This is a genomic window from Sphingobacterium sp. UBA7253 (assembly GCF_002472745.1).
GTDB classification, from domain to species: Bacteria; Bacteroidota; Bacteroidia; order Sphingobacteriales; family Sphingobacteriaceae; genus Sphingobacterium; species Sphingobacterium siyangense.
This window is the reverse complement of sequence record NZ_DKSP01000054.1, coordinates 1-11485: the sequence shown is the minus strand read 5'-3', so window position 1 is coordinate 11485 and position 11485 is coordinate 1. Positions and strand designations below refer to the sequence as shown.

At 37.8% G+C, this 11485-nt stretch carries 13 protein-coding genes; 10 read left to right on the top strand and 3 right to left on the bottom strand.

The genetic code is table 11. The annotated features are described in order from the left end of the window. Positions 1 to 201 precede the first annotated feature (201 nt). Positions 202 to 1248 (top strand): bifunctional diaminohydroxyphosphoribosylaminopyrimidine deaminase/5-amino-6-(5-phosphoribosylamino)uracil reductase RibD, encoded by a 1047-nt coding sequence (ribD, locus tag B2X72_RS04980; RefSeq protein WP_088162202.1) that lies wholly within the window; start codon positions 202 to 204, stop codon positions 1246 to 1248. 66 nt (positions 1249 to 1314) lie between these two features. Further along, the gene (locus B2X72_RS04975; RefSeq protein ID WP_286848449.1) at positions 1315 to 2598 is read left to right on the top strand and encodes a DUF2851 family protein; all 1284 of its coding nucleotides are present in this window, start codon (positions 1315 to 1317) and stop codon (positions 2596 to 2598) included. Here the strand turns inward: B2X72_RS04975 and B2X72_RS04970 are convergent. Beyond that, entirely contained in the window at positions 2595 to 3245 is a 651-nt protein-coding gene (locus tag B2X72_RS04970; protein WP_088162200.1) for an ankyrin repeat domain-containing protein, read from the bottom strand. The genes B2X72_RS04975 and B2X72_RS04970 overlap by 4 nt on opposite strands. 349 nt (positions 3246 to 3594) lie before the next feature. Between B2X72_RS04970 and B2X72_RS04965 the strand changes: the two genes are divergently transcribed. The 8 genes from B2X72_RS04965 (at position 3595) to B2X72_RS04930 (ending at position 10477) form a co-directional block, all read left to right on the top strand. Then, complete coding sequence (locus B2X72_RS04965) at positions 3595 to 4164, top strand: UbiX family flavin prenyltransferase (RefSeq protein ID WP_075993357.1); 570 nt, start codon at positions 3595 to 3597, stop codon at positions 4162 to 4164. Positions 4165 to 4379: 215 nt separating this feature from the next. Continuing rightward, the gene (locus B2X72_RS04960) at positions 4380 to 5648 is read left to right on the top strand and encodes a dihydroorotase (RefSeq protein ID WP_088162198.1); all 1269 of its coding nucleotides are present in this window, start codon (positions 4380 to 4382) and stop codon (positions 5646 to 5648) included. A 5-nt stretch (positions 5649 to 5653) separates the two neighbouring features. Beyond that, positions 5654 to 6328 (top strand): hypothetical protein, encoded by a 675-nt coding sequence (locus B2X72_RS04955; RefSeq protein ID WP_075993355.1) that lies wholly within the window; start codon positions 5654 to 5656, stop codon positions 6326 to 6328. Between the two features lie 4 nt (positions 6329 to 6332). Further along, positions 6333 to 6935 (top strand): DUF4199 domain-containing protein, encoded by a 603-nt coding sequence (locus B2X72_RS04950; protein ID WP_075993354.1) that lies wholly within the window; start codon positions 6333 to 6335, stop codon positions 6933 to 6935. 98 nt (positions 6936 to 7033) lie between these two features. Continuing rightward, positions 7034 to 7984, top strand: a complete 951-nt coding sequence (locus tag B2X72_RS04945) for a glycosyltransferase family 2 protein (protein ID WP_075993353.1) — start codon at positions 7034 to 7036, stop codon at positions 7982 to 7984. Positions 7985 to 7990: 6 nt separating this feature from the next. Then, entirely contained in the window at positions 7991 to 9118 is a 1128-nt protein-coding gene (locus B2X72_RS04940) for a glycosyltransferase (protein WP_075993352.1), read from the top strand. Positions 9119 to 9474: 356 nt separating this feature from the next. After that, on the top strand, positions 9475 to 10242 hold the full coding sequence (locus tag B2X72_RS04935; protein WP_088162196.1) for an MBL fold metallo-hydrolase: 768 nt from the start codon (positions 9475 to 9477) through the stop codon (positions 10240 to 10242). A gap of 79 nt (positions 10243 to 10321) precedes the next feature. After that, positions 10322 to 10477 carry a lmo0937 family membrane protein gene (locus B2X72_RS04930; protein WP_104382583.1) on the top strand — a complete coding sequence of 52 codons (156 nt, stop codon included), beginning with the start codon at positions 10322 to 10324 and terminating at the stop codon, positions 10475 to 10477. Between the two features lie 4 nt (positions 10478 to 10481). Here B2X72_RS04930 and B2X72_RS04925 read toward each other — a convergent pair whose 3' ends face one another. Then, complete coding sequence (locus tag B2X72_RS04925; protein ID WP_145327018.1) at positions 10482 to 11165, bottom strand: 2-C-methyl-D-erythritol 4-phosphate cytidylyltransferase; 684 nt, start codon at positions 11163 to 11165, stop codon at positions 10482 to 10484. Between the two features lie 86 nt (positions 11166 to 11251). Next, positions 11252 to 11485: S-adenosylmethionine:tRNA ribosyltransferase-isomerase (locus tag B2X72_RS04920; RefSeq protein WP_286848445.1), on the bottom strand; the 234-nt coding region annotated here is incomplete at its 5' end.

Here is an 11485-nt window from a genome sequence, read left to right as displayed (position 1 = left end):
TTATTCGCCTCGTTGACAATATCTGTTTTTCTCAAATGATAATTGGTTCTATTTAACCCAAACTTTTCGGCAACAACCATTAAGAATATTGCTTTTATTTCATCCTCATCATATAACTCCTGAAGCTCGTGTTGAAATAATAATTCGAAATCTTGAAGTATTTTCATGTGTCAAAGGTACGATTTTCATAGATTTGTATCTATGGATATGCACAGGCAATATATGCATCGTTGTTTGGAACTGGCCCAAATGGGTGCGGGTTCAGTGAGTCCCAATCCAATGGTTGGGGCTGTCATTGTTTTGGACGGTAAAATTATCGGTGAAGGGTATACTTCTCCGTATGGTGGACCACATGCTGAGGTCAATGCTGTACAACAGGTTATGCAAAAGTATGGGGAAAAGGCAAAGCGGCTTATCGCGGAAAGTACTTTTTATGTCAGCCTTGAACCTTGCGCGCATTATGGAAAGACGCCACCCTGTGCTAATATGATTGCGGAGCTGAAACCTTTGAAAGTTTTTATAGCCTGTTTGGATCCTTTCGCAAAGGTCAATGGCAAAGGAGTAGAAATACTACGGGAAGCTGGTATTGAGGTTGAAATTGGTTTACTGGAAAAAGAGGCCGTATGGCTCAATCGTAGGTTTTTTACACGTATCGGTCAATTTCGTCCCTATGTTATTTTAAAATGGGCACAAACCAAGGATGGTTTTATAGGACAAGAGGGTAAGCAGGTTTGGATAAGTAATGCCGCAAGCCAACAGTTGGTTCACCGTTGGAGAGCGGAGGAAGATGCTATTTTGGTTGGTACAAATACTGCAGTCGTAGATAATCCCAGTCTGACCGTAAGAGAATGGCAGGGTAAAAACCCATTGCGTATTCTTTTAGATAGAGATCTTGCTATCCCGCTAGATGCTAATATCCTCAATGATCAAGCTGATACAATTGTGTTCAATGCTAAAAAGACAGAATGGACAGCAAATGTGAAGTATATTGAGCTCGAAAATTATGGGTTGTATTTACCGCAGAATATTCTTTATCAACTTTATTTAATGGATGTTCAGTCAATAATCATAGAAGGAGGGCGTGCTACTCTGCAAATGTTTATAGATGCGGATCTCTGGGATGAGGCAAGGGTATTTGAGTCTGAAACAAGATTATTGAATGGGATTGAGGCTCCTCAATTTAAAGGACAATTGCTAGAAAGCAAATTGGTTTCCAATGATCTTTTAAAGATCTATAAGAAACAGTAATTATTAAATTGTATATTTAAGGAATTATAAGCAATAGCCGGTTGATTTAATTCTAAAATTACAATTATGTTAGTTACAGAAAACTTAATGCAGTTTATCTGGAAACTTCGGCTATTCCGTGCAAATGGGTTGAATTCTACTGATGGAGAACCCTTGGTCGTTGTTCATGTGGGGCAATATAATACAGATTCCGGCCCCGATTTTCTCATGTCACATATTAGGTGTAAAGATAATGATTGGTTTGGTCATGTCGAGATGCATATCCAATCTTCGGATTGGGATCGACATTGTCATCAAGAAGATGTCGTTTATAATAACGTTATCTTACATGTGGTGTGGAAAAATGATAAAGTTATCTACCGAAATGATGGGACATCTATACCGACATTGGTGCTTTCGGAATATGTGGAACAGCATCTCTTGGAGCGGTATTCAGTGATGATGAATACTAAAAGTTCGATACCTTGTGAATTTCAGATTAGTTCTGTCGATCTTTTTAAAAAATCCATATGGCTGAGTAGTTTAGCTATTGAACGCCTAGAAATGAAGTTTCAACAAATGTCGGTGATCTTAAAACAATGTAATACGGATTGGGAAAAAACTTTATGGGTATGGATCTGCAGATGTATGGGATTAAAAGTTAATGCAGATACATTTCAGGAGCTTGGGGAAAAATTACCTTGGAACATTTTACAAAAATATCGTTCCAACCTATTTAAAATAGAGGCTCTTTTCTTTGGGATCAGCAGGCTGTTTATTCAAGGACAAGAAAGCGAGTATATGAAGCGGCTAGCTGGTGAATTTGAGTATCAAAAACGTATTCATGGTATAGAGGCTATTTATGGGGTTTGGAAAAGGATGAGAATGAGACCTTATAATTTTCCTGAACGGCGAATCACGCAATTAGCTCTTTTGTTTAGTAAGAACGAGTTGGGCGTTGCTAAGATTTTGGCTGTGGATGATTTGGAGGCTGCTCGAAAATTATTTAAGATAGAGTCGCCGGGTGATTATTTTGGGGGATATTTTTCTTTCGGTACAAAAACGAAGGTAAAAACATCGGTTCGGCTGGGTAAAGAAACTATTGACACGCTTGTTATTAACGTGATTATCGTATTTCTTTTTTCATACGGTAAATATTTTAGTATTCAGTCATATATTGATAAAGCGCTAGATCTTTTGGAGCAGCTTCCTGCAGAAAAAAATGTTGTTGTGAGACAATTTACTCAATATGATTGGCCTGTTCAAAGCGCATTGCAAAGTCAAGGGATTTTGCAATTAAAGAGATTTTACTGTGATAGGAAGCGCTGCCTTCATTGCAGTATAGGATCAGAAATTTTAAAAAGAAATTAATTCTTTAAAATCTCTGCAATCTCCTTATGGCCTTTTTCATATGCCATATCCATTGGAGCTAATCCTGAAATATTGATGACTCTGGTGTCGGCTCCATTTTCGAGTAAGGCAACAATAAAGTCGATATTACCAAATTGAGCCGCGAAATGAAGTGGAGTTTCACCAGTAGCTTGAATGGCATTGACATTTGCATTAGCATCGATAAGCAACTTGCCGATCTCTTCATTGTTGTTTGCCGCAGCAATATGTAGCGCAGTGGTGAGTTGTTCATTTTTGGTTACGACATTGGGATTGACTTTTTTGGATAGTAAAAGACGGACAATGTCTGCTTTGTTGAAATATGTTGCTAAGGTCAATGGCGTAAAACCCTGTGATGACCATTCGTTGACAATAGATGGAGCTTGCAAAATAATAGCCTCCAGGTATGAGGTTAACCCGGCCGCACAGGCCTCATGGATAGTCATGGATTTGGTGTGTTGTAAAAGTGTCCGAATGATCTGGGGTTTGTTATAATAGCAAGCCAATAGGAGGGGAGAAATTCCATGACTCGTTGTTTCTTGTAAAAGTTCGGGATTTCCAATCAATAATAAGTCGATATCATGGCTTCTGCCTTCTTCAATATATTGTTCTAAAACGGAAAGGTTCATGTCTTAACAAATTGTCTAACGTTGTCACTAAAATAGACTTTATTGATGAGAATAAATGTTTGATTTGCGAAAATATTTGTATTTAATTTTGCTTGGGATTGAACTGAAATTTAGAAGAAGGGTGTTTTTACGGGGTGAATTGGATCTTAAAATCCGGGAAAAAGTTATTTTTGGGGTATTTTATATACACAAATGTGTAGTAATGCGCATAATGTTTTTGTAAATTAAAAAGTAGATGTACTTTTGTTAAGCCCCTCCCAAGGGCATGTTTTTCATAGGTAGATGTAGGGTCGGGTGTTTCTCACTACGACCCTTTTTTTATAGCTTTGTTTTTATTATTTTAAAAGAGATGTCTAAGAGAAAAATTGTTATTGCCATTACTGGAGCTAGCGGCTCAATCTATGCTAAAGTTTTACTTAAAAAACTATTGGTATTAAAAACACAGATCGCAGAAGTTGGGATTGTAATGTCGAACAATGCGAAGGATGTATGGCGTGCGGAGTTAGGCGATGAGAGTTATCAGGATGTACCGTTCAAATTTTATGATAAGGGTGATTTCTTTGCTCCTTTTGCGTCAGGGTCGGCTCGCTATGATACGATGATTGTCTGTCCGTGTTCAATGGGGACATTATCAAGGATCGCCCACGGAATTTCTTCTGATCTGACAACTCGCGCGGCAGATGTAATGCTAAAAGAACGACGAAGATTGATTTTGGTTACCCGTGAGACACCGCTAAGTATTATACATATTCAAAACATGAAATTGGTGACAGAGGCCGGAGGTATCATTTGCCCTGCATCACCTTCATTCTATAGTTTGCCAAAGACTTTGGAGGATGTTGCAGAAACTGTGGTTGATCGGATTTTGAGTCTTGCAGGGTTTGAATTTAAACATTATCAGTGGGGAGAAAATGCCTAGTTATTCCTCGTTGAAATCTATTTTTAATGTTCTTTAATAAATTTGTATTTTGTAACTTTGTTTCTCGAAATGAAGCAATCACAGGCATCACGCGAAAAAGTTATTTGCAGCTATATAATTTATAGTGATAAAGCCACCGTTTGTCTGTTAACACTGCGCACGCTATATGCTTCGATAAATAAGTTGTATCCTTTTAATTTCAATCACATTCATATATGAAAAGCTTATTGATTACTTCTGTTAAAGTAATTTTACCTGGTAATGAATTTCATCAGCAGCAAGTTGATGTATTTATCGAAAAGGGAAAGATTGCGCAGATTGGGAAATCTGTCAAAGTAGCTGATAAAAACATAGAGACCATCGATGGCGCAGGAAAAATTTTAGCGCCAGGTTTTTTTGACTTACATGCCAATTTTGGAGAACCTGGATTAGAAACCAAGGAAGACATTGTAAGTGGAACCGCAGCAGCAGCAGCGGGAGGATTTACTGGAGTTGCTGTAATGCCAAATACCGAACCGGCGATTCAAAGCCGTTCTGAAGTTGCACTTATTGTCAATACAGCGAAAGGGAATCTTGTTGATGTACATCCAATTGGAGCTATCAGTAAAAAGCGAGAAGGAAAGGAACTAGCCGAGCTATTTGATATGAAGCAAACGGGTGCTGTCGCTTTCAGTGATGGAAATAGGAGTGTACAGCAGGCAGGATTAATGAGCAGAGCGTTGTTATATGCGAAGGGATTCGATGGGTTGATTTTTTCACATGCTGAAGATGAATCTATGGCAGGTGGAAACAAAATGAATGAAGGTGCGATGAGTACTTATTTGGGGATGAAGGGTATTCCCAATCTTGCCGAATCGTTAATGGTTTCTCGTGATCTGTATTTGGCGGAATATACCGGAGCTCCAATTCATTTTGCATCCATTAGCACACCGGAAGCCGTTGACCTGATAAAAAAAGCTAAAGCAAAAGGTCTTCCAGTGACATGTGATGTTGCTGCACATCAATTGGTCTTTACTGACGAAGATATTGTCGGTTTTGATAGTAATTATAAGGTGAGTCCGCCGTTACGCACAAAGGCAGATCTTAAGGTATTACTCAAAGGAATTAAGGACGGTACTATTGACGCTGTTGTTTCGCAACATACACCGCATGAAATAGAATTTAAGAATGTAGAATTTCATATTGCAAAAAATGGAATTATTGGACTACAGACCGTATTGCCACTCATGGTTCGTGCTGGATTAAACGAAGAACAAATTGTCAATAGTCTTTCAGTTAGACCCCGACAGATTCTAGGACTTGACGTTCCTCTTATTGAAGAAGGGGCAGTAGCCAATCTTGTCGTATTTGACTCAGCGAAGACTTGGAGCTTCGATGAGAAAACCAATAAATCCAAATCAAAAAATTCTCCATTGTTCGGACAGATCTTAAAAGGCGCTGTCGAATTGGTCATCAATAATAGTCAAATCATTAAAAACGATTAAAAACCATGGAAGCAAATGTTAAAGCAGCCGTTGAGGCAGGTATATTAAATTATGGCAAGGTTGATGGAATCTCGACAGCCCCGGAGTTTCTTGAAAAGATCATTGGCGTATTCAATACGGAGGCCAGTTATCTAGAGAAATTAGAACTGTTGGATCAGTCTTTTGATGACTATCCGTTGTTTGACGAACTTCGTGAAGTATATGTCGATCTTTTATTGATGAACTTTTTCTCCAATGACGTATTAAAATTGGAAGATGATTATTTGGATTCTGAAGAATGGGAAGCGATCGAAGATGAAACAATAGATCGTGGAACAGAATTGTTGAATATTTTTCTTTATTTAGGGGAATGTAAGGATGATGAGATTGAACCTGAATTGGATGATTTCCTAAAAGAATTTTTACTGGTTGACGAAGATGAATTCCAAGACGAGCATGAAATTTATGAAGATATCATTGCTAATCAGATTGTAGTAGATAGCCCGTATGCCGAAATTGCAAAAGTAGGAAAGGGAATAAATCCGAGAAGCGAAGTTTATGAACTTTTCTATCCTATTATGAGTTTCTTTAGCGAGTTGAAACCATCTGAAAAACAATTTGAAGAGTATGCTGACGCTTCTTCCAATAAGGCTTTTGATATCGCCCTTTACCAAATAATTAGTACTTACTATAACAAATAATTTTATGGCAGAATCATTCAACCAAAGTAATGTAGGATTTGATGCGGTAATCGACAAAAAGAAAAGTATTATCTATGGTGTTATTTTAGGAATAATTTCTTTTATTCTAGGATTAGTTGTTTTGTTTGTTGTCAAAGACTTAAATTCCTTTTGGGGGGTAATGTCGATGTCATTTATTGTTAATACGGGGATTTTTGTTGTTATCTCTGCGCTGTTCGCCTTCTCTCTTAGGAAAGCAAATGGTGGATACTGGAACTTTTCTATAGCATTGAAATCGATCTTTATGATGCTTGCTATTTCTACGATTATTTCCACTATTGGTACGCAACTCTATGTTAATTTCATTAATCCAACTTTACAAGAAAAGGTGGTGACGCATACAATTAATGTTACCATTGAGTATATGGAGAAAAACAACGTGCCAGATGAAGTTATAGATTCAAAAATCGCAGAACTTGAAAAGCAAGTTGATGCTATAGGAAAGATAACCTTAGGACAGGTGTTCAAAGGATTGGCAATCACATTGATGTTTCAATTTGTTTTTGCATTACTATTATCAGCCTTGACAAAACGAGAAAAATTGGTGATTAAGCAAGAGACCAATTAGTGTTTAATAAAATAAAATTGACCCTATAAGGTATTACTGAAAAAGTAATACCTTTGTTGGTATTATAATACTACATTTTTAGCATGATTAACATTCACATGGATATTTCTGTTGTTGTTCCTTTATTTAATGAAGAAGAATCCTTACCCGAATTGACAGCTTGGATCGACCGTGTTATGGCGGCCAATCATTTTTCCTATGAAATTATTTTAGTTGATGATGGGAGTAAAGATAATTCTTGGAAAGTTATTGAAGAGTTGAAGTTAAAGAACACGAATATTTCTGCGATAAAGTTCCGACGCAACTATGGAAAATCTGCGGCTTTAAATGTAGGCTTTGCTGCTGCACAGGGCGATGTTGTTATTACAATGGATGCTGATCTACAGGATAGTCCAGATGAGATTCCTGAACTGTATGATCGGATCGTGAACAAGGGAGCGGATTTAGTATCGGGTTGGAAGCAAAAGCGCTATGATCCATTGACCAAAACAATCCCAACCAAATTGTTTAATGGGGTAACAAGATCTATGTCTGGAATTCATAACCTGCATGATTTTAACTGTGGTCTTAAAGCTTATAAAAAAGATGTTGTTAAAAACATTGAGGTTTATGGCGAGATGCATCGTTATATACCCGTTATTGCGAAATGGGCTGGATTTACCAATATACAGGAACAGGTTGTACAGCATTACCCACGTAAATACGGTACAACTAAATTTGGGCCGGGCCGTTTTGTGAAAGGCTTCTTGGATTTATTATCCATATTTTTTGTCGGCAAATTTGCGAAAAGACCGATGCACTTTTTTGGTGTTATGGGGGTGATTAGTTTTCTTGCAGGTTTATTTATCTCCATTTATCTGATTTGCCACAAACTCATGAGTATAGCTAGCGGTACACCATTTAGAGATATAACAGATCAACCATTATTTTTCTTTGCGCTGACAGCGATTATTTTGGGAACACAATTATTTCTGACAGGTTTCTTGGCAGAATTAGTCTCTAGAAGCAGCTCCGATCGGAATGATTATCAAATTGAGAAAGTCATCTAAATAATTATGCGAATTGTGATTTTAGGATCCGCCTATCCATTGAGGGGAGGGGGGATAGCGTCTTTTAATGAACGATTGGCATTCCATTTTCAGGAGTTAGGTCATGAAGTGGATATCTATTCCTTTAGTCTACAGTATCCCAATTTTCTTTTCCCTGGGAAGTCCCAATATTCAGATGAGCCTGCACCAACCGGTCTTCATATTAAAACAATAGTGAATTCTATTAATCCACTTAATTGGATAAAGGTTGGTAGGGAGCTTAGGAAGGCGAACTACGATTTGCTTATCGTGCGATTTTGGATGCCATTTTTTGGGCCTTGTTTGGGAACAATCCAGCGACAGGTTCGAAAAAATAAACATACTAAAATTGTATGTATCGCTGATAATATAATCCCTCATGAACAGCGCATAGGGGATAAGATGTTGATCCGCTACTTTTTGAAATCTGTTGATGCTTGTCTCACTATGAGTAAAAGTGTGCTGGCAGATCTGAAAATGTTAAGCCCCAAAATGCCAGCGGTATATACGCCGCATCCCCTCTACGATAACTATGGTGCGCATCAAAGTAAAAAGGAAGCACGTCGATTACTTAAGATTGCCGAAGAGGATAAAGTCGTATTGTTTTTTGGTTTTATTCGTCAATACAAGGGCTTAGATATCTTGCTGGAAGCATTAGCTAATTCCAAGGTTCGCGATCTCGGTGTTAAATTATTGCTTGCCGGAGAATTTTATGGTGATCCTGCTCCCTATCTGGAGCTTATAAAAAAGTATAAACTCGAAGAGTTTATTTTTATGCATACCGATTTTATTCCAAATCAGGAGGTGGGACGTTATTTTTCAGCTGCGGATTGCGTTGTATTGCCTTATCGTAGCGCTACGCAGAGTGGAATCACCCAAGTTGCTTATCATTTTGATCTTCCCATGATTGTGAGTAATGTTGGGGGATTGCCGGAATTGGTTCAAGATGGCTACGTTGGTTATGTTGTGGAACCTGATGCCTGTCAAATAGCCGACGGTATTTTTTCATTTTACCATTACAACAAAGAAGAGCAATTTAGAACGAATATTATCGATGAAAAAAGGAAATACAGCTGGGATACTTTTGGCAATGAACTTCTTAAGTTGGCGCGTTGATGAGTAGCAGTGATTTTATTTGTATATAAAATCAAATTTATCTAAGTTTGGAAGACTGAGGTAGAAATTTAAAAGGAAGGAGAGATTTTGTTGCCGTTTACACAAAGCAGTTTAACTAAGTTAGAAGAGTTTTTTAAGGAGCAAGGGTATAAAGTTAGATACGAGAAAGGTTCATTCCGCACAGGCGCTTGTATGTTGCAGACGACAAAAGTTGTAGTAGTCAATAAGTTTTCGAATCTTGAAATAAAAATCCAGTCATTGTGGAACATATTATTGGATATTGAAATTGATTCGGAGGCCATTTCTGAAAAACTTCTTCCGATTTATGAAGAAATATTGAAATCAAAAATTGTAGCTTGAGAATAACATTTTTAGGAACCGGAACATCACAAGGGGTACCTGTAATAGCATGCCAATGTCAGGTCTGTCAATCTGAAGACAGACGTGATAAGAGGTTACGTTCTTCTATTCTTATTGAATACAATCAACATACATTGGTTGTGGATACTGGCCCAGACTTTAGGTATCAGATGTTGCGCGAGAAAGTTATGCATTTGGATGCGGTGTTAATGACACACTCACATAAAGACCATATTGCTGGTTTAGATGACGTAAGGGCATTTAATTATCAGCAGCATAGCTCAATTTCTATTTACGGTACAGCAGCTCTCCATGAAGCGCTCAGACGAGAATTTTATTATGCGTTTACAGAAGTTAAATATCCCGGAGCTCCGCGGTTGGATTTGGAAGAGATAAAGGCCGGTGTACCCTTGTCTTTATTTGGAAAAGAAATTATGCCTATTGAGGTTCTCCATTATAAAATGCCAGTCTTGGGTTTTAGGATCGGAGATTTCGCCTACATTACTGATGCGAAATTTATCAGCGCAGAATCACGGAAATTATTGGAAGGAGTAAAGATTCTTGTGGTAAATGCTTTGCAAAAGGAATCTCATATTTCACATTTAACATTGGATGAGGCGATTGAATTTGCCTATGATATTCATGCCGATAAAACCTATTTTACACATATAGGGCATCGAATGGGACTGCATGAAGCTGTTTCCAGAGAATTGCCCGAAAACATGTTTTTAGCCTACGATAGATTACAGCTTGAAATTAGCTAATCCATTTAAAATAAAACTATAGTTCTTTTTTCGTTGTTATACCTATAAAAAATAGATTTAGGTATTAAATTATAAAGAAATGGGAAATTTACTGTATATCATCGCCGTTATCTTAGTTATCATTTGGGCGATAAGTTTTTTTGGAGGTTATGCGGCTGGCAATAACATTATCCACATCCTTTTGGTCATTGCTATTATTGTGGTTTTATTGCGCGTTATTCGTGGCAATGCTTAATCCATTAAATCAAATTCAGATAGAACTGGGCAATTTGTAAGTCTTGAGGGTAGGTGATTTTTATATTTCTGGAGTCACCTTCAATGATAGCGATACGCTTGCCCATTTTCTCTACCACCGACGCATCATCTGTAAAAAGGGGATCTTCGGCTTGCTGATAGGACTTTAGAAGCAATTCTCCATGAAAAACCTGTGGAGTTTGTACTAACCAGGTATGATTTCTATCAACAGCAGAGTTGGATGTGGTGTCTCCCATCCGAACTGATTCAATGCTCTTTTGTGCTAAGACAATTGCCTGATGATCATACGCCCCCTGGAAGGCTTTTTTAATAAGAGCTTCAGTGATGATAGGCCGAGCTCCGTCGTGCACCGCAATATAGTCTTTTGGACCGATATCAAAATTTTGCTGAATGTAATCTATTCCGTTCCTTACACTTTCGAAGCGGGTTTGTCCGCCAAAAGCGATATGTATAGGGCGATCAAACTGATGCTTCAAACACAGTTCGGTCCAAAAACTTTCCATTGGCTCGCTGATGACCAAAATAACTTCCGAAATGGTTTCTGATTGGCAAAATCGATTAATTGTATGCATAACAATCGGCAGTCCATTTAAGTCAAGAAACTGCTTTGGAAGATCGCTATTCATTCTGTTTCCGGTTCCGGCAGCAACGATAATTACAAAGTTCATGTTGTTATTGAAAGGTTACTATTTAAAAAAACGTGGATAGTTTAAGGCTATCCACGTTTTTTTATTTTATCTTTTAAGCCACATCGTTAAACGATTAACATAGCGTCGCCATAGCTGTAGAATCTATACTTTTCTTTTACAGCAACTTCATAGGCATTCATCACATTTTCGTAGCCTGCAAACGCAGCAATCATTACTAAAAGTGTGGATTCTGGTGTATGGAAGTTTGTAATCATTGAGTTTGCAATACTGAAATCGTAAGGAGGATAGATGAACTTACTCGTCCAGTCAGACGCCGCTTTTAAGTGGTGATCTGCAGA

Bases quoted from the DNA above. Each gene is read 5' to 3' on its own strand.
- B2X72_RS04940 (WP_075993352.1), top strand. From the start codon at position 7,991: ATGCGAATTGTGATTTTAGGATCCGCCTATCCATTGAGGGGAGGGGGG.
- B2X72_RS04970 (WP_088162200.1), bottom strand. From the start codon at position 3,245: ATGAACCTTTCCGTTTTAGAACAATATATTGAAGAAGGCAGAAGCCAT.
- B2X72_RS04950 (WP_075993354.1), top strand. From the start codon at position 6,333: ATGGCAGAATCATTCAACCAAAGTAATGTAGGATTTGATGCGGTAATC.
- B2X72_RS04975 (WP_286848449.1), top strand. From the start codon at position 1,315: ATGTTAGTTACAGAAAACTTAATGCAGTTTATCTGGAAACTTCGGCTA.
- ribD (WP_088162202.1), top strand. From the start codon at position 202: ATGGATATGCACAGGCAATATATGCATCGTTGTTTGGAACTGGCCCAA.
- B2X72_RS04965 (WP_075993357.1), top strand. From the start codon at position 3,595: ATGTCTAAGAGAAAAATTGTTATTGCCATTACTGGAGCTAGCGGCTCA.
- B2X72_RS04925 (WP_145327018.1), bottom strand. From the start codon at position 11,165: ATGAACTTTGTAATTATCGTTGCTGCCGGAACCGGAAACAGAATGAAT.
- B2X72_RS04960 (WP_088162198.1), top strand. From the start codon at position 4,380: ATGAAAAGCTTATTGATTACTTCTGTTAAAGTAATTTTACCTGGTAAT.
- B2X72_RS04930 (WP_104382583.1), top strand. From the start codon at position 10,322: ATGGGAAATTTACTGTATATCATCGCCGTTATCTTAGTTATCATTTGG.
- B2X72_RS04945 (WP_075993353.1), top strand. From the start codon at position 7,034: ATGGATATTTCTGTTGTTGTTCCTTTATTTAATGAAGAAGAATCCTTA.
- B2X72_RS04955 (WP_075993355.1), top strand. From the start codon at position 5,654: ATGGAAGCAAATGTTAAAGCAGCCGTTGAGGCAGGTATATTAAATTAT.